16 protein-coding genes and 1 pseudogene are annotated in these 17,455 nt (G+C 71.8%); 9 read left to right on the top strand and 8 right to left on the bottom strand.

Going from position 1 to position 17,455, the window contains the following annotated elements:
* Window positions 1-55: 55 nt before the first annotated feature.
* Complete coding sequence (gene pip / locus ACE3Q2_RS05270) at window positions 56-997, bottom strand: prolyl aminopeptidase (RefSeq protein ID WP_374473274.1); 942 nt, start codon at window positions 995-997, stop codon at window positions 56-58.
* 194 nt (window positions 998-1,191) lie between these two features.
* On the opposite strand from pip, the pseudogene ACE3Q2_RS05265 reads away from it, so the two are divergent.
* The 4 genes and pseudogenes from ACE3Q2_RS05265 to ACE3Q2_RS05250 all read left to right on the top strand — a co-directional run.
* A pseudogene (locus tag ACE3Q2_RS05265) lies at window positions 1,192-1,746 on the top strand (HNH endonuclease); the annotation flags it as partial.
* Window positions 1,747-1,830: 84 nt separating this feature from the next.
* Window positions 1,831-2,862 carry a hypothetical protein gene (locus ACE3Q2_RS05260; RefSeq protein WP_374473273.1) on the top strand — a complete coding sequence of 344 codons (1,032 nt, stop codon included), beginning with the start codon at window positions 1,831-1,833 and terminating at the stop codon, window positions 2,860-2,862.
* Between the two features lie 96 nt (window positions 2,863-2,958).
* Entirely contained in the window at window positions 2,959-4,860 is a 1,902-nt protein-coding gene (dxs, locus tag ACE3Q2_RS05255) for a 1-deoxy-D-xylulose-5-phosphate synthase (protein WP_374473272.1), read from the top strand.
* Between the two features lie 72 nt (window positions 4,861-4,932).
* Window positions 4,933-6,735: an OmpA family protein gene (locus tag ACE3Q2_RS05250; protein WP_374473271.1), complete on the top strand. Its 1,803-nt coding sequence runs from the start codon at window positions 4,933-4,935 to the stop codon at window positions 6,733-6,735.
* On the opposite strand, the gene prmC is transcribed toward ACE3Q2_RS05250, so the two are convergent.
* The 4 genes from prmC to ahpC all read right to left on the bottom strand — a co-directional run bounded on the left by prmC (window position 6,736) and on the right by ahpC (window position 10,504).
* A complete protein-coding gene (prmC, locus tag ACE3Q2_RS05245; RefSeq protein ID WP_231697249.1) occupies window positions 6,736-7,569 on the bottom strand; it encodes a peptide chain release factor N(5)-glutamine methyltransferase in 834 nt (277 codons plus the stop codon).
* A 2-nt stretch (window positions 7,570-7,571) separates the two neighbouring features.
* Window positions 7,572-8,138, bottom strand: coding sequence for a Pycsar system effector family protein (locus tag ACE3Q2_RS05240; protein ID WP_374473270.1), 567 nt, complete (start codon window positions 8,136-8,138; stop codon window positions 7,572-7,574).
* Window positions 8,139-8,204: 66 nt separating this feature from the next.
* Entirely contained in the window at window positions 8,205-9,800 is a 1,596-nt protein-coding gene (gene ahpF / locus ACE3Q2_RS05235; protein WP_374473269.1) for an alkyl hydroperoxide reductase subunit F, read from the bottom strand.
* A gap of 140 nt (window positions 9,801-9,940) precedes the next feature.
* On the bottom strand, window positions 9,941-10,504 hold the full coding sequence (gene ahpC, locus ACE3Q2_RS05230) for an alkyl hydroperoxide reductase subunit C (RefSeq protein ID WP_043801591.1): 564 nt from the start codon (window positions 10,502-10,504) through the stop codon (window positions 9,941-9,943).
* Between the two features lie 162 nt (window positions 10,505-10,666).
* On the opposite strand from ahpC, the gene ACE3Q2_RS05225 reads away from it, so the two are divergent.
* From ACE3Q2_RS05225 to ACE3Q2_RS05205, 5 genes are all read left to right on the top strand, one after another.
* On the top strand, window positions 10,667-11,623 hold the full coding sequence (locus tag ACE3Q2_RS05225) for a LysR substrate-binding domain-containing protein (protein WP_374473268.1): 957 nt from the start codon (window positions 10,667-10,669) through the stop codon (window positions 11,621-11,623).
* 96 nt (window positions 11,624-11,719) lie between these two features.
* Window positions 11,720-12,133, top strand: coding sequence for a nucleoside diphosphate kinase regulator (gene rnk, locus ACE3Q2_RS05220; RefSeq protein WP_231697253.1), 414 nt, complete (start codon window positions 11,720-11,722; stop codon window positions 12,131-12,133).
* A 37-nt stretch (window positions 12,134-12,170) separates the two neighbouring features.
* Window positions 12,171-12,590 (top strand): rubrerythrin family protein, encoded by a 420-nt coding sequence (locus ACE3Q2_RS05215; protein WP_374473267.1) that lies wholly within the window; start codon window positions 12,171-12,173, stop codon window positions 12,588-12,590.
* 22 nt (window positions 12,591-12,612) lie between these two features.
* Window positions 12,613-13,290: a DUF3501 family protein gene (locus ACE3Q2_RS05210; protein ID WP_374473266.1), complete on the top strand. Its 678-nt coding sequence runs from the start codon at window positions 12,613-12,615 to the stop codon at window positions 13,288-13,290.
* A gap of 47 nt (window positions 13,291-13,337) precedes the next feature.
* Window positions 13,338-13,988: a hypothetical protein gene (locus ACE3Q2_RS05205; RefSeq protein ID WP_231697256.1), complete on the top strand. Its 651-nt coding sequence runs from the start codon at window positions 13,338-13,340 to the stop codon at window positions 13,986-13,988.
* Between the two features lies 1 nt (window position 13,989).
* Here ACE3Q2_RS05205 and ACE3Q2_RS05200 read toward each other — a convergent pair whose 3' ends face one another.
* The 3 genes from ACE3Q2_RS05200 to ACE3Q2_RS05190 are packed head-to-tail and all read right to left on the bottom strand — an operon-like array spanning window position 13,990 to window position 17,350.
* The gene (locus ACE3Q2_RS05200) at window positions 13,990-14,505 is read right to left on the bottom strand and encodes an adenine phosphoribosyltransferase (protein WP_231697257.1); all 516 of its coding nucleotides are present in this window, start codon (window positions 14,503-14,505) and stop codon (window positions 13,990-13,992) included.
* Between the two features lie 4 nt (window positions 14,506-14,509).
* On the bottom strand, window positions 14,510-15,160 hold the full coding sequence (locus ACE3Q2_RS05195; protein ID WP_231697258.1) for a glutathione S-transferase family protein: 651 nt from the start codon (window positions 15,158-15,160) through the stop codon (window positions 14,510-14,512).
* Window positions 15,161-15,169: 9 nt separating this feature from the next.
* Window positions 15,170-17,350 carry a GGDEF domain-containing protein gene (locus ACE3Q2_RS05190; protein ID WP_374473265.1) on the bottom strand — a complete coding sequence of 727 codons (2,181 nt, stop codon included), beginning with the start codon at window positions 17,348-17,350 and terminating at the stop codon, window positions 15,170-15,172.
* Between the last annotated feature and the right edge of the window lie 105 nt (window positions 17,351-17,455).

Here is a 17,455-nt window from a genome sequence, read left to right as displayed (position 1 = left end):
AGGGCCTTCAGGCCCGACCCGCCTGTCGGGCCTGAAGGCCCTCCTACCCTGGTGCTCAGCGGAACGAGTCGGTGGCGCGCACCAGGATGTCGGTGAGCTCTTCCTCGAAGGCCGAGTGCCCGGCGGTCGGCGCGATCTCCAGCTTCGCCTCCGGCCACGCCTGCTTCAGGTCCCAGGCGTTCTGCACCGGGCACACCACGTCGTAGCGACCGTGCGCGATCACGCCCGGGATGCCCTTGAGGCGGTGCGCGTCGCGCAGCAGCTGGTCGTCGGCGTCGAAGAAGCCGCCGTTGACGAAGTAGTGGCACTCGATGCGCGCGAAGCTGAGCGCGAAGTGCGCGTCCTCGTGGCTGTCGATGAAGGCCTCGTCCTGGCGCAGGAAGCTGGTGCTGGCCTCCCACACCGACCAGGCGCGCGCGGCCGACAGCCGCACCGCCTCGTCGTGCGAGGTCAGGCGGCGGTGGTAGGCGCTCATCAGGTCGTGGCGCTCCACTTCGGGGATGGGCTCGAGGTAGCGCTGCCAGGCCTCGGGGAACAGGCGCGAGGCGCCTTCCTGGTAGAACCATTCGAGCTCCCAGCGGCGCAGCATGAAGATGCCGCGAAGCACCAGTTCGGTCACCTGGCCGGGGTGCGCCTCGGCATAGGCCAGCGCCAGGGTCGAACCCCAGCTGCCGCCGAACACCTGCCAGCGGTTGATGCCCAGGTGCCGGCGCAGTTTCTCGATGTCGGCCACCAGGTCCCAGGTGGTGTTGTCCACGAGGTCGGCGTGCGGCGTGGAGCGGCCGGAGCCGCGCTGGTCGAACAGGATGATCCGGTAGCGCGCCGGGTCGTGGAAACGGCGCATCTTGGCGCCGCAGCCCGCGCCCGGGCCGCCGTGCAGCAGCACCACCGGCTTGCCGTCCGGGTTGCCGCACTGTTCGTAGTAGAGCCGGTGCCGCGCGTCCACCTGCAGGAAGCCGCTGTCGTAGGGTTCGATCTCGGGGTACAGGCCGCGCATGCTCGCCTCGGTGCCGGGGTGGGGGCCCCGATTCTAGCCCGCGCGACGCCCCCTGCCCCAAGGCTTGAACTGTCATGGACGAGGTGTATGCTCGGTTCCAGATGGGAACACCGCCGACCCGTTTGAGTCTGGTGGGCACCGGGAAGCCTACCCACCCGGCCGGGGCCCCGTCTTCCCACGAAACCGCCCTGCCGCGCGTGCTCTCGCTCGACGCGCACGGCCGCATCCTGGACTGGATGCACTGGCAGGACGCGGTCTGCCTGTACGTGCGCGGCGCCGTCGCCTGGACCCTGGGCGAGCCCTGCCTCACCGTGCGCGGCGGCACCAACCGCCGGACCGGACTGCAGAGCAGCATCGCCCTGCACCCCATCGTCGCCGGCCGCAGCCACGCCAACGGCAAGGCGCTCGATCCCTCGCCCGCGCTCACCAACACCGCCCTGTTCGCCCGCGACGCCAACCTGTGCCTGTACTGCGGCCAGGAGTTCAGCCGGCACTCGCTCACCCGCGACCACGTGATGCCGGTGTCGCGCGGCGGCCGGGACGTCTGGGAAAACGTGGTCTGCGCCTGCTTCCACTGCAATTCCCGCAAGGGCAACCGCACCCCGCAGCAGGCCGGCATGCCGCTGCTGGCCGTGCCCTACCGGCCAAGCTGGGTGGAGCACCTGATCCTTTCCAACCGGCACATCCTGGCCGACCAGATGGCCTTCCTGAAAAGCCACCTGCCCAGGCGCAGCGGCCGCCCTGCCTGAGGGCATTTGACGCCGCCCCGCCCAGCGCCCGACACTGCCGGCCTTCACGCGGCAACCGCCGCGTGACCAGGGGGAACACAGGGAATGACGACGCAGAGCATCTGTTTTGCCGGCCTGCCGCGTGATGAGCAGGCCGGGATCGAGGCCGCCTTCAGGCAGGCCAATACCCAGCATGGCAACCGCTGGTCGCTGGCGAACGAGAACGAAGCCGCCGTGGTGGTCGTGGACATGGACTCCATGTACGGCCAGATGAGCCTGATGAAGGCCCTGAGCAACGGCAAGGTCGTGGTGGCGCTCACCGCCGGCGGCCGCGTGGACGCCGACTACCAACTGGCCCGCCCGGTCACCGCCGAAGGCGTGTCCGCGCTGCTGTCCCAGATCGAAGCCCAGGCCCCGGCGACCCCCGCGCCGGCGCCCGTGGCCGAGGTCCCGGCGCCGGCCGCGCCCGAACCCGCGCCCGCCCCGGCCGCCGTGGCCGCCCCGGCAGCGCCGCCGGAACCGGCCCCCGCGCCGACCCCCGAACCCGAACCGCAGCCGGTCGTGGCCGCCGCGCCGCCCGCCGACCCGCGCCTGGCCGACTACCTGCGCCCCGGCGCCCTGCCTGGCCCGGTGAAGCTGCAGTTGCCCGACGCGCCCCTGCTGGTGCTCGACCCGGGCAAGCAGGCCTACCTCGGCGGCGCCGCGCTCAAGCCGCTGCTGCCCTACTGCACGGCCATCGTGCACCCGGCCGACTTCACCCCGGTGGACCCGGCCGAACTGCCGGCGCTCGCCACCCAGCTTGGCGGCAGCCACCCGTTCGCGCGCCTGGCCTGGATCTGCGCGCTGGGCGGCGGCAACGGCAGCCTGGCGGCGGGCTACAACCCGAACGACCGCTACAAGCTGCTCAAGTGGCCGCAGACCGAGCGCGAGTTCCCGCGCCACTTCCGAATCGCCACCGTGATGATGAAGGGCCCGGCCCTGCTCACCGAGATCGCCGAGCTCAGCGGCGCCGAGCTGGCCGAGGTCATCGACTTCGTCAACGCCAGCCTCGCGGTCGGCGTGGCCGAACCGGACGTGGCCGTGGCGCCGCCACCGGACGCCGCCAAGGGCGGCCTTCTGGGGCGTTTCCGCCGCTGACGCGCGTGTGGACCGGCTGAACGCCGGTCCGCTTCGCCTTGCCCCCATCGGAAGGGTGCCGGACAATTGGCGCCTGCCCCCACGCACGACTTCCGAATGGACTCCCAGCGCTACCCGCGCCTCTCCCGCATTGCCGTCCCGGCCGACCTGCGCCAGTTCCCCGAAGCGGAGCTGCCCGCCATCGCCGACGAGCTGCGCGCCTACCTGATCGAGGCGGTCAGCCAGTCGGGCGGGCACTTCGGCGCCGGCCTGGGCGTGATCGAGCTCACCGTCGCCCTGCACTACCTGTACGAAACGCCGGAAGACCGCCTGGTCTGGGACGTGGGCCACCAGTGCTACCCGCACAAGATCCTCACCGGCCGCCGCGACACCATCCACACGGTGAAGCAGAAGGACGGCGTGGCGCCTTTCCCCAAGCGCGACGAAAGCGAATACGACACCTTCGGCGTCGGCCACAGCTCCACCTCCATCTCGGCCGCGCTGGGCATGGCCATCGCCGCCCAGGCCAAGGGCGACGACCGCCGGGTGGTGGCCGTGATCGGCGACGGCGCGATGACCGCCGGCATGGCCTTCGAGGCCCTGAACCACGCCGGCGGCATGGACCCGGAACCGAACCTGCTGGTCATCCTCAACGACAACCGGATGTCCATTTCCGAAAACGTCGGCGGCCTGACCAAGATGCTCGGCCGCATGTCCGGCAGCAAGACGCTCAACGCCCTGCGCGAAGGCGGCAAGAAGCTGCTCGGCGACAAGAACCGCCCCGCCGCGAAGTTCGTGCGCCGCTGGGAAGAGCACTGGAAGGGCATGTTCGTGCCCTCCACCCTGTTCGAGGAAATGGGCTTCCACTACACCGGCCCCATCGACGGCCACGACGTGCCGGCCCTGGTGTCCACCCTGCGCACCCTGCGCGGCCTCAAGGGTCCGCAGCTGCTGCACGTGATCACCACCAAGGGCAAGGGCTACGAGCTCGCCGAGGGCGACCAGATCGAGTACCACGCGGTCGGCCCCTTCGACCCCAGCGTGGGCGTGGTGAAGAAGGCCGGCCCGGCCAAGCCCACCTACACCCAGGTGTTCGGCGACTGGCTCTGCGACATGGCCGCCGCCGACCCGCTGCTGATGGGCATCACCCCGGCCATGCGCGAAGGTTCCGGCCTGGTGCGTTTCAGCAAGGAATTCCCGGAGCGCTACTTCGACGTCGCCATCGCCGAGCAGCACGCGGTCACGCTCGCCGCGGGCATGGCCTGCGAGGGTGCCAAGCCGGTCGTCGCCATCTACTCCACCTTCCTGCAGCGTGGTTACGACCAGCTGGTGCACGACGTGGCGCTGCAGCAGCTCGACGTGCTGTTCGCCATCGACCGCGGCGGCGTGGTCGGCCCCGACGGCGCCACCCACGCCGGCAGCTTCGACCTGAGCTTCCTGCGCTGCGTGCCCGACATGGTGGTGATGGCGCCGGCCGACGAAAACGAATGCCGGCAGATGCTCAGCACCGGCTACCGCCACCCCGGCCCCGCCGCCGTGCGCTACCCGCGCGGCACCGGCCCGGGCGTGGCCGTGCAGCCCTCGCTCGACGTCCTGCCCATCGGCAAGGCCGAGCTGCGCCAGCGCGGCGGCCGCGTCGCCCTGCTGGCCTTCGGCGCGGTGCTGCCGGCGGCCGAGAAGGTCGCCGCCGAGCTGGGCCTCACCGTCGTGAACATGCGCTTCGTGAAGCCGCTCGACCGCGCGCTGCTGCTGGAGCTGGCGAAGACCCACGAAGGCTTCGTCACGCTCGAGGACAACGTGGTCATGGGCGGCGCCGGCAGCGGCGTGGCCGAACTGCTGGCCGCCGAGGGCGTGGTGCTGCCGGTGCTGCACCTGGGCCTGCCCGACGCCTGGCAGGAACACGCCAGCCGCGAGCAGCTGCTGGCCGAAGCCGGCCTGGACGTCGACGGCATCCGCCGCGCCGTGCTGGCGCGCTGGCCGGCCCTGGCCGCCGGCCCGAACCGCGCCACCGGGAGCTGAGCCGGGCGCGCCTTCCGGCGCGCCCCCGCTTTGTTAGAGTGGGCCACCCCCCGGTTGCCGGAGTGAGTGCCCATGCGCCTTGCCCGCGTCGTTCCCGCCCTGGTCCTGGGCGCGCTGCTGTCGGCCTGCGGGGGTGAACCCGCCCCGGCCGGTCCCGCCGCCCCGGAAGCCTCCGCCGAAGTCGCCCCGCCCGAAATCACGGACGCCGGGCCGCTCGTCGCCGACGACGACACCGCAGCGGCCCCGGCCCATGAAGGCTTCGAAGAAGCCGACGCCCTGCCCACCGAAGGCGCCGCCGACCTCGACGACATCGCCGACCTGCCCTTCGGCCAGGCCATCGCCGACGCGGCGCGCGCCGCCGGCGAGGAGGAATTCAGCCCCGACAGCCCGCGGCAGGAAGTGGGCCCCGCCCCCGGCGACCCGCAGGCCGAACTGGCCGACGCCAGCGCCGAACTCGAAGCCCAGAAGGCACGCATGGCCGAAGTGATGGCCGCCATGCAGGCGCTCGCCGCCGCCGGCAGCGACCCGGAAAAGCGCGAAGCCGCCATGGAGCGCGTCAAGGCCTCGCAGCGCGCCGTGCGCGACGCCCGCCTGCAGGCCGACTCCGACCGCCGCGCCGCCAAACTCGAGAACCTGCCCGGGCAGTGGAAACAAACCTTCCGCACCGAACGCGACGGCCCCGAGGCCGAGTTGCTGGTGCAGGTGGGCGACATCGACAACCTCGGCTTCGGCTGGCCCAGCGGCTTCGACCCGTTCAACGGCAAGTCCACGCCGGTGCACCGCTTCCCCTACCTGCCGGAAGCCGACGACCCGCCCGGCACCGACCGCATCATGGTGGTCAGCGGCTACACCGGTGGCGACGGCGCCCACCGCGACGGCTACACCTACGAAACCCAGCGGCCGGCCAACCAGCCGCAGCCGCTCACCTTCGAGTTCGACGCCGGCGGCATCGAAGTGAAGACCGTGGCGCTGCAGCTGTTCGTGGACGACTTCCAATCGAAGCGCATGGGCAGCCGCTTCCGCGCCTGGCTCGACGACACCGAGGCGGGCGACCTGGCGGTCACGCTGAATGCGCTCGACCAGACCGGCCCGATCGGCAAGCTGCTCACCCTGCAGCTGCTGCCCGAGTACCTCGACCTGGTGCGCGACGGCAAGCTGGTGGTGCGCATCGACGACCCCGACAACGACGCCGGCGACGGCTACGCCTTCGACTTCGCGCGCCTGCTGATCAACCCCAAGGGCTACAAGTACACCGGCACCGTGCGCGGCATCGCCGTGGACACCGGCGCCGGCAAGCCGCTGGCCGGCGTGCTGGTGTCGGCCTCGAACGTGCGCCAGGCGCAGACCGACGCGCAGGGCCGCTTCACGCTGGAAGAGGTGCCCGCGGGCCTGGTGGTGACCACCGGCAGCAAGCCCGGCTACGCGCCCGACAGCGAGGCCGAAGACCTGCTCGCCGGCGAAACGCTAGACCTGGTGCTGGAGCTCGAACCGCTCGGGACCGACAGCAGCTCGCTGGCCGAACAGCTCGAGCGCGAGCGCAAGGTGGACCTGTACGGCATCTACTTCGACACCGCCAAGGCCACGCTCAAGCCGGAATCGGAGGCCACGCTGCAGCAGGTGCTGGGCGTGCTCGAGGCCGACCCGCCGCTGCGCCTGGTCATCGCCGGCCACACCGACAGCGAGGGCGGTGACGCCTACAACCAGTCGCTCTCGGAACGCCGCGCCGCGGCGGTGGTGGCCTGGCTCACCGGCAAGGGCATCGCGTCCGAACGGCTGTCTTCGGAAGGCCTGGGCGAATCGCGGCCGGTGGCCGACAACGCCAGCGAGGCCGGGCGCGCGCTCAACCGCCGCGTCGAGGTGCGGCTGGCGGACTGATCAGCCCAGCCACTGGCCCAGCGTGACGCGCTCGCGGCGCTCCAGGTCGCGGGCGCTGGCCACGTGGGCGAAGCCCTGGGCCTGGAACAGCGAACGCACCGCGGCGCCCTGCTCGTGCCCGTGCTCGACCAGCAGCCAGCCGCCGGGCAGCAGGTGGTTGGGCGCGCCGGCGGCGATGGTGCGGATGGCGTCCAGGCCGTCGGGGCCCGAGGCCAGCGCCGAACGCGGCTCGTAGCGCAGGTCGCCCTGCTCCAGGTGCGGGTCGGCGTCGGCAATGTAGGGCGGGTTGGAAACGATCATGCGGTACACGTCGCCCGCCACCGGCTCGAACCAGCTGCCATGCAGCAGGCGCAGCGGCAGGCCGGCGTCCTCGGAATTCGCGCGCGCCACCTCGAGCGCCGCGGCGCTTACGTCCACCGCGCTCACGTCCACCAGCGGGCGCTCGCTGGCGATGGCCAGGGCCACGGCGCCGGTGCCGGTGCCCAGATCGAGCACCTGGCCCATTTCGTTCACCGGCAGGCGCTCGAGCGCCAGTTCGACCAGCAGCTCGGTTTCCGGGCGCGGGATCAGGGTGTCGCGGGTGACCGCCAGTTCCAGCGACCAGAAGCCGCGGTGGCCGGTGATCTGCGCCACCGGTTCGCCGCCCTCGCGCCGGCGCAGCAGGGCGTCGAAGGCGCGCGCCTCGCCGGGGTCGAGCACGTCGCCGGAATGCGCGTAGAACCAGCTGCGCGGCCGCTGCAGCGCGTGCGCCAGCAGCAGCTCGGCTTCCAACCGCGCCTCGTCGCCGGGCAGGCGCGTGGCGGCGTCGCGGATGGCGTTGGCGAGCGTGGTCACCGTCAGGCGGCCAGCAGCTGCCAGCCCTGGACGAAGCAGGCCAGCAGGAAGCCGCCCAGGAAGAACAGGTAGGACAGGCGCAGGTAGCGGTACTTGTGGTGGGCCAGGTACCAGCCCAGGGCGTAGGTGTCGCGCGCCATGGTTTCGTACACCGAGCCGTCGGACTTGAGCGCGCCGGCGATCTCGCTCAGGAAGCGTTCGCGCGAGAGCTCGGCGAAGTGGCCGAAGAACATCAGGTTGAACTGCGGCGGGATCTGCCCGTCCTGGAGCTTGAGCGGCCGGTACTTGGGCAGCACCGCCAGCACGGCCAGCAGCAGCGCCAGCATGGTGAAGGCGGCGAGCGTGATCGAGGCGTTGCGCAGCATCGGGTCGCTGATGCGGCCCAGCACCAGCGTCAGCGTGATCGACGACATGGTGATGATGATGTTGGCCTTGGTGTCGGCCATGGTCGACAGCGAAACGTGGTGCTGCTGCATCGTGCGCAGCAGGCAGTCGCTGGTGTTGCGTTCGGGGATGGCCGCGAACAGGCGATCGATGTCGTTCGCGGCGCCTTGTTCTGCAGGGGGCATGGCGCGGTCCTCGGGGGGCCGCGCCATGATACCGCGCCGGCCCGGGGGCCGGCGCCGGGCCGGGGCTCAGACCGCCGCGACTGCCGCGGTGGCCGCCGGGGCCGGCGCGGCGTGGCGGATCAGGTAGTCGAAGGCGGCCAGGCTGGCGGTGGCGCCCGCGCCCATCGCGATCACGATCTGCTTGTAGGGCACGGTGGTGGCGTCGCCGGCGGCGAACACGCCCGGCACCGAGGTGCGGCCGTGGGCGTCCACCACCACCTCGCCGCGCGGGCTGAGTTCGACCACGTCCCGGAGCCACTCGGTGTTGGGCAGCAGGCCGATCTGCACGAAGATGCCCTCGAGCTCGATCCGGCGCTCTTCGCCGCTGGCGCGGTCGCGCAGGGCCAGGCCGGTCACCTTGCGGCCGTCGCCCAGCACCTCGGTGCTCTGGCCGTTGAGCACGATCTCCACGTTCGGCAGGCTGCGCAGCTTGCGCTGCAGCACCTCGTCGGCGCGCAGCTTCACGTCGAACTCCACCAGGGTGACGTGGGCGACGATGCCGGCCAGGTCGATGGCCGCCTCGACGCCGGAGTTGCCGCCGCCGATCACCGCCACGCGCTTGCCCTTGAACAGCGGGCCGTCGCAGTGCGGGCAGTAGGCCACGCCCTTGTTGCGGTACTCGTCCTCGCCGGGCACGCCCATCTGCCGCCAGCGGGCGCCGGTGGACAGGATCACGCTGCGCGAGAACAGGCTGGCGCCGTTGGCCAGCTTCACCTCGACCAGGCCGCCCGGCTCGGCGGCCGGCACCAGGGCCTCGGCGCGCTGCAGGTTCATCACGTCCACGTCGTTGGCGCGCACGTTGGCTTCCAGCGCGGAAGCCAGCTTCGGGCCCTCGGTGTGGTCCACGGCGATCAGGTTCTCGATGCCCATGGTGTCGAGCACCTGGCCGCCGAAACGCTCGGCCGCCACGCCGGTGCGGATGCCCTTGCGCGCGGCGTAGATGGCCGCGGCCGCGCCGGCGGGGCCACCGCCGACCACCAGCACGTCGTACGGGGCCTTGGCGCGGATCTTGTCGGCTTCGCGCGCGGCCGAATTGGTGTCGAGCTTGGCGACGATCTGCGCCAGGTCGACGCGGCCCTGCTCGAACACCTGGCCGTTGAGGAACACGGTCGGCACCGCCATCACCTCGCGGCGCTCCACCTCGTCCTGGAACAGCGCGCCGTCGATGGCCACGTGGCGGATGCGCGGGTTCACCACCGCCATCAGGTTCAGCGCCTGCACCACGTCCGGGCAGTTCTGGCACGAGAGCGAGAAGTAGGATTCGAATTCGAACTCGCCCTCGAGCGCGGCGACCTGCGCCAGCAGCTCCTGCGACTCCTTCGACGGGTGGCCGCCCACCTGCAGCAGGGCCAGCACCAGCGAGGTGAATTCATGGCCCATGGGCAGGCCGGCGAAGCGCACCTGCACGTCGGTGCCCGTGCGCACGATGGCGAACGAGGGCTTGCGGGCGTCGTCGCCGTCCAGGCGCAGGCTGATCTTGTCCGAGAGCGCGGCGATGTCGCCCAGCAGGGCCTGCAGCTCCCGCGACTTCTCGCCGCCGTCGAGCGAGGCGACCAGTTCGATCGGCATCACCAGCTTCTGCAGGTAGGCGGCGAGCTGGGTCTTGAGGTTCTCGTCGAGCATGGCGTGGCTCCTGGAAACGAAAGGGGAAAGGGCGCTTGCGACTGCGGCCCGCGGTGGCGGCAGGCGCAAGGTTCCGGGCGTGGGTGTGAAAACGCCCGGGCGGTGGGTCCGCCCGGGCGTTGGAAGCACCGCGGGACGGTTTAGATCTTGCCGACCAGGTCCAGCGACGGAGCCAGGGTCTTCTCGCCTTCCTTCCACTTGGCCGGGCAGACCTGGTTCGGGTTGGCGGCGACGAACTGGGCGGCCTTGAGCTTGCGCAGGGTCTCGCTCATGTCGCGGGCGATGGCGTTGTCATGGACTTCCATGGTCTTGATCACGCCGTTCGGGTTGATCACGAAGGTGCCGCGCAGGGCCAGGCCCTCTTCCTCGATGTGCACGCCGAAGGCGCGGGTCAGGGCGTGGGTCGGGTCGCCGACCAGCGGGAACTTCGCCTTGCCCACGGCCGGCGAGGTCTCGTGCCAGACCTTGTGCGAGAAGTGGGTGTCGGTGGTGACGATGTAGATCTCGGCGCCGGCGGCCTGGAACTCCGGGTAGTTCGCGGCGGCGTCCTCGACCTCGGTCGGGCAGTTGAAGGTAAAGGCGGCCGGCATGAACACGACCACCGACCACTTGCCCTTCAGGGAGGCGTCGGTCACTTCGACGAACTTGCCGTTGTGGAAGGCCTGGGCCTTGAACGGCTTGATTTCGGTGTTGATGAGGGACATGTGAAGCTCCGTTTGGTGGGGAGGGTGAATCGAAGTTGAGATAATGTTAGGCAAAACCTATCGTCGTGTGAAATCGTTTTGCTCAATCGGCGCGATAGCCTGCGCCTATCATTTTTGCGCTGCATATTGCTATCGACTATTCCATAGGCTATAGCCATCACCATGAACCTTCGCGACCTGCGTTACCTGGTGGCCCTGGCCGACCTGCGCCACTTCGGCCGGGCGGCCGAGGCCTGCCACGTCAGCCAGCCGACGCTGTCCACCCAGATCCGCAAGCTCGAGGAGGAGCTGGGCGTGTCCCTGGTCGAGCGCGCGCCCCGGCACGTGATGCTCACGCCGGCGGGCCAGGACATCGCCCTGCGCGCCCGGCGCGTGCTGGCCGAGGTGGAGCAGATGCGCGAAACCGCCCGCCGGACCGCCGACCCCGAGGCTGGCAGCGTGCGCCTGGGCCTGTTCCCCACCCTGGGCCCCTACCTGCTGCCGCACGTGGTGCCGCGCATCCGCCGGCGTTTCCCGCGGCTGGAGCTGCTGCTGGTCGAGGAGAAGACCGAGACCCTCCTGCACATGCTGCGCGACGGCAAGCTCGACGCCGCCGTGCTGGCGCTGCCGCTGCACGAGGACTGGGCCGACAGCGAGTTCCTGTTCGAGGAGCCCTTCCTGCTCGCCGTACCCGAAGGCCACCCGCTCTCGGGCCGGCACGACCTGACCCTGGCCGACCTGGGCGACCAGCACCTGCTGCTGCTCGAGGAAGGCCACTGCCTGCGCGACCAGGCCCTGGAGGTCTGCGGCCTGGCCGGCGCCGGCGAAAAGGAAGGCTTCCGCGCCACCAGCCTGGAAACCCTGCGCCAGATGGTGGCCGCCGGCGTCGGCGTCACCCTGCTGCCGGTGCTGGCCGTGAAGCCGCCGGTGCCGCCCTCGGCGAACCTGCGCCTGCTGCCCTTCCGCAACCCGCCCCCGAGCCGGCGCCTGGCCCTGGTCTGGCGCCGCAGCTCGGCCATGGCCGCTTTCCTTCGCGAGCTGGCCGGCGAACTGCGCGACCTGCCGGCCGGCCTGCTGGACCTGCCCGCCGCCGCCGAAGCCCCTGCCGCCAGGGCGCCCCGGCCACGGGCCAAGGCTTGAAGCCCCGGCCGCCGCGGGCTATGGTGGTGGCCACAACCTGTTGATCCCCGGGCGGCTCGCCAAGCGTGCCGCCCGTTCACTTTTTTGGAGCCTGCCGTGTCCCTGCCGCCGCCGATCACCGTGTCCAGCCGCGACCTCGCCCGCCTCGAGGCGATGCTCGACTCCCCGGCCCTGCGCCACCTGCCGGCGGCCGAGGCCCTGGCGGCGGAACTCGAGCGCGCCACCGTGGTCGAGCCCGCCGACATGCCGGCCGACGTGGTCACCATGAACTCCACCGTCACCTGCGTGGACGAGCTCAGCGGCGAGACCCACCGCATCACCCTGGTCTATCCACACGACGCCGACGTGCTGCAGCAGAAAGTGTCGGTGCTCGCCCCGGTGGGCAGCGCCCTGCTGGGCCTGTCGGTCGGCCAGTCCATCGACTGGACCGCGCCGGGCGGCCGCGCCCTGCGGGTGCGCGTCACCGGCATCAGCTACCAGCCCGAGGCCTCGGGCCACCCGCAGCGCTAAGCTGGCGGGGCCCGCGCCGCACGAGGAAGACGTCGCCATGGAACTGAAAGGCTCCCGCACCGAAGCCAACCTCAAGGCCGCCTTCTCCAGCGAGGCGCAGGCCAACCGTCGCTACCTGTACTTCGCGCAGAAGGCCGACGTCGAGGGCCTGGCCGACATCGCCGCGGTGTTCCGCTCCACCGCCGAGGGCGAAACCGGCCACGCCCTGGGCCACCTGGAATACCTCGAGGCCTGCGGCGACCCCGCCACCGGACTACCGATCGGCGACACCGCCAGCAACCTGCGCTCGGCCATCGCCGGCGAGACGCACGAATACGCCGACCTCTACCCCGGCATGGCCAAGGTCGCGCGCGACGAGGGCTTCGACGAGATCGCCGACTGGTTCGAGACCCTGGCCAAGGCCGAACGCTCGCACGCCAACCGCTTCCAGAAAGCCCTGGACGACCTGGCGGCCTGAACCACGCCCGGGTCCGCCGGCGATGCGCGACGACACCTTCCCGGCCCGGCGCGAGGCGCTGCGCGCCCGCCGCCACCTGGCGCTGGTGCACTCCGACGATTCCACGAGGACCCGCAGGATGGACAAGCTCAGGCGCGCCGACCTGTTCACGCTCGAGGCCTACGCCGAAGCGCGCGACGAATTCCGCGCCCGCGTGATCGCGCACAAGCAGGCCCGGCGCGTGCCGCTGGGCGCGAACGTCAACCTGCTGTTCGAGGACCGGCTGACGGTGCAGTACCAGGTGCAGGAAATGCTGCGCATCGAGCGCATCTTCGAGCCGCGCGCCATCCAGGACGAGCTCGACGCCTACAACCCGCTGGTGCCCGACGGCGCCAACCTCAAGGCGACGATGCTGCTCGAGTTCCCCGACCCCGGCGAACGCAAGCGCGAGCTGGCGCGCCTGTGCGGCATCGAGCACCGCGTGTACGCGCAGGTGCAGGGCCTGGCCCGCGTGCTGGCCGTCGCCGACGAGGACCTCGAGCGCAGCGAGGCCGGCAAGTCGGCGGCGGTGCATTTCCTGCGCTTCGAATTTTCGCCCACGGCCGTCATGGCCCTGCGCGCCGGCGCCGGGCTGGCCTTCGGCATCGACGACGCGCGCCTGCCGGTGCAGCTCGCCGTACCCGAGGCGACCCGCCAGGCCCTGCTGGCCGACTTCGCCTGAACACCGCGGGTCTGTTCGGCGCGCCGGCCGGCGGCTAGGCTCGTGGCATGAACCGCTGGACCTGGCTGCTGATCGCCGGCGCCCTGGCCGCCCTGCTCTGGGCGGCGGGCCGCCACCCGGACGTCGCGTCGCCCTCGGCGGCGCCCGGCCTGCCCGCGTTCGACTGCCGCCTGCCGGGGCCGCTGCCCGCGTCCGAACTCGAGCCGCCCCTGCAGGGGCCGGTGCCCGAGGGCGTGGGCGACTTCCAGCTGGGCGATTACCGCGTGCGCCCGCTGGCCGGCTTCAGCCTGCAGGCACGGGTACTGGGGCGCGAGGACTACCGCTTCGACCGCGGCGCCGCGATTTCGCCCACCGACCTGGCGCTGGGCTGGGGCCGCATGTCCGACCCGGCGTTCTACTCGCGGCTCGACCTCTGGCAGTCCGGCCGCTGGTACCGCTACCGCTGGGGCAACGAAGGCCCGCCGCTGCCCGAAGAAGAGATCGTCCGCTCCAGCGCGAACATGCACCTGGTGCCGGCCAACAGCACGGTGGCTTCGGCGCTGTCGCGCATCGAGCCCGACCAGCGCGTGCGCCTGCGCGGCTGGCTGGTGGAGGTGCAGGGCCAGGACGGCAGCGTCTGGCGCAGTTCGCTCAGCCGCAACGACACCGGCGACGGTGCCTGCGAACTGATCTACGTCTGCGAGCTGTCGGCCGAGTGATTCAGTAGCGCAGCGTCGCCAGCAGCGGCGACTCCCGCCGCCAGCGCGCGCGCCCCTCGAGCGCGGTGAGTTCCAGCAGCACGGCCGCGCCGGCCAGCGTGGCGCCCAGGCCTTCCACCAGTTCGGCGGCCGCGGCCAGGGTGCCGCCGGTGGCGAGCACGTCGTCCACGATCAGCACGCGGGCGCCGCCGGGCAACGCGTCGGACTGCGCCTGCAGGCGGTCCTGGCCATATTCGAGCGCGTAGCTCACCTCGTGCACCGCGCCCGGCAATTTGCCCGGCTTGCGCAGCGGAACGAACCCGATGCCCAGTTCGCGCGCCACCGCCGCGCCCAGGATGAATCCGCGCGCCTCGATGCCGGCGGCGGCCTGCAGCCCGGCCTCGCGCCAGGGCGCGGCCATGGCCGCCACCGCCGAGGCGAAGGCGGCGCCGTTGGCCAGCAGCGGGCTGAAGTCCTTGAAGCGGATGCCGGGTTTGGGGAAGTCGGGGATCTCGCGGATCAGGGCGGCGAAATCCATGCCCTCAGGCCTCGTCCGCGCCGACGCGCTCGGTTTCGGCCAGCGCGGCGGCCACCCATTCGCGCATGGCCGGCAGCGCGTAGATGGCGTCCACGTAGGCCTGCACCGTCGCGTCCATGGGCACGCCGTAGCCGCGGAAGCGCACGCACACCGGCGCGAACATGGCGTCGGCGATGCCGAAGTCGCCGAACAGGTAGTCGCCCTGCCCGGCCGCGGCGCCGCGCAGTTCGCGCCAAAGCGCCTGCACGCGGTCGATGTCGCGCTGGGCGGCCTCGTCCCAGTGGCGTTCGCGCGGCACCCGGCGCACGTTCATGGGCAGCTGGCCACGCAGTGCGCCGAAGCCCGAGTGCATTTCCGCCGCGGCGCAGCGCGCCAGGGCGCGCCGGGCCGGGTCGGCCGGCCAGCCGCGGCCGTCGAGCCAGCGCTCGTTGGCGTATTCGCAGATCGCCAGCGAATCCCACACCGCCAGCCCGCCGTCGCGCAGCGCCGGCACGCGCCCGGTGGGCGACCACTGCCACACCTTTTCGTGGAACTCGGGCGTGTCCAGCGGCAGCCTCACCTCGTCGAAGGCGACGCCGAAATGACGCAGCAGCAGCCAGGGCCGCAGCGACCAGGAGGAGTAGTTCTTGTTGCCGATGACCAGCGTGGTTGCCATGCGTCCTTCTCAGCTGAAGATCTGGTTGCCGCCGTTCTTCGACGCCACCCGCGCGGCGTTGGCGGCGCGTGCCACCAGGCCGGGCACGTCGCGCTCGTCCGGGCTGGCCTGGGCGATGCCGACGCTGATGGAAAGCATCGGCGCGACGCGCGGGTCCACCACCATGTGCGAGACGGCCTCGCGCAGGCGGTCGGCGTATTCGCGCGCCTGCAGCAGCTTCTTGCCCGGTGCCAGCACCATGAAGCCCTCGGGGCCGCTGCGGCCGATCAGGTCGCCGTGGCTCAGCTCCTCGCGCAGCATCCCGGCCACGGGGCGCAGGGCCGCCACGGCCGCCACTTCGCCGCCGGATTCGCGCAGCGCGGGCAGCTGGTCGACCACCACGTAAAGCAGGCAGAACGGCGTCTGCTTCAGGCGGGCGATGTCCATCATCTGCTGCAGGCGCTCGCGCAGCGGCTCCTCGCGGAACACGCCGGTGCCCGGGTCGGTTTCCGCCTGTCGCTGGGCGCTGACCGTGACCGAAGCCTCCTCGCCGGCCACCACGGCCACCGCGGCGAATTCGGCGCAGAGCGCGAGTTCCGAATCGCTGTAGGTCACGCCGTCGGGGCGTTCCACCAGCAGCGCGCCCCAGCCCGGCTTGGGGATGGGCAGCGGGATCACCGCCAGCTGCACTTTTTCCAGCGGGCCCTCGGGGCCGTCGAAGTCCATGCCCACCTGCTGGGGCGCCTTGAGCTTGCTGAGGTTGCGCAGCAGCGTGGTGCGGTCGCGCAGCAGGTCGCGGTAACGCGGCTCGGCCGACTTGGGCTCCACCTGCAGCAGCTCCTCGCCGTCGGCGTGCTCGCCCACCACGGCGGAGGAATCCTGCGGCAACACGGCCTTGAGGCCGTCGAGCAGGCGCCGGTAGGCGATCCAGGAAACATCGTCGTCGTCGGCGTGCTCGAGGCCGTGCTGCAGGCTCTTGATGAGCTTCTCGCGCGCGGCGGTGATCTTTTCCTCGGTGCTGGGCTCGGGCGGCGTGGCGCGGCGCTGGATGGCCCAGCGCTGCAGGCGGGCGCGCACCCAGGGCAGCGCCAGGTACTGCACCATCACCAGGGCCAGCAGCAGCTGCCAGCCGTGCAGCGTCCACCAGTTCGCCGCCAGCACCTGGTGGTCGGCCAGCACGTTCACCAGCACCGCGCCGGCCATCGCCAGCAGGGTCAGCAGCGGCGCCCAGCGCGTGCTGCGTGGATCGAGCACCAGCATGAACAGGCAGGCCACCAGGGCCACCGGGTAGCTGAACCAGGCGACCCACTGCAGGGTCGTGGCGGCCGCGGCGGGCAGCGTGAGCGCGAACAGCGCGCCCGCCACCAGCACCCAGCCCAGGCCGCGCATCCAGCCCACCAGCTGCGGCGCCGACTTGGCCAGGCCGCTGTAATGCCGCGTGGCCAGCACCACCGGCCCGGCGCCGAGCAGGAACAGCGCCTGCGGCACCACCGCGCCCAGGCCCGACAGCAGCGCCACCTCGGGCAGCGAATACAGGTGCCCGTTGATGCCCAGGCAGGCCAGCCAGGCGCAGAACGACGCGCCGCCGACGGCCAGCGCGCCGGCGCGGGAATCCTCGGCGTGGCGCACCAGCGAAAGCACCGCCACCAGCAGGAGCAGCAGGTAGGTCACGCGGAACCAGAAGCGTGCGCTGTCGTTTTCCGCCCGCGCCGCCTCGGTGTCGCGCAGGCGCAGGTGCAGGCCGCCCATCACCTGGCCCTCGAGCTCGAGGTAGAGCTCGGTGGGGCCCGACGTGCCCTCGGGCAACGCCAGCTCGAAGGTGGCGGGCCAGGGCGCGCGTTCGCTGGTGCGGCGGAAGAAGCCGTCCCGGGCCACCACCTCGCCCGGTGGGTGCACCCGCAGGCGCAGCTGGTCGACCGGCACCCGCGCCACGCCCAGGCGCCACTGGCGGCCGTCGGCGGGCAGTTCGGTGCGGATGCGGACCCAGAGCACGTGGCCCTCGCGGGCCGTGAACGGGAAGCCCGGGGTGAGCACCGGCGTGAAGCCGGGCTGGGCGCGGCCACTGAGGATGTCGTCGAGGGTGGTGAGGACCGGCGTCTCCATCACCGCCAGGTCGAGCACAGGCTCGTCGGCCGGCGCCTGGGCGCTCGCGGCCTGGCCGGCAAGCAAGAAGGCGGCGGCCAGGACGATGGCGCCGATACCCGTGGTCAAGGCCCATGCGGTTCGCAAGTGCCACTCTCCCCGTTTGTGCATGCAGCCCCCTGCCGGCCGATTCTAACCCCGGCCGCGGCCCGGAATCAGCCGGGGCCGCGCCGG

It is taken from the genome of Arenimonas sp., from assembly GCF_041913985.1.
Taxonomy (GTDB): Bacteria; Pseudomonadota; Gammaproteobacteria; order Xanthomonadales; family Xanthomonadaceae; genus Arenimonas.
The sequence above is the reverse complement of the archived record's forward strand: the minus strand, read 5'-3'. Positions and strand labels throughout refer to the sequence as shown.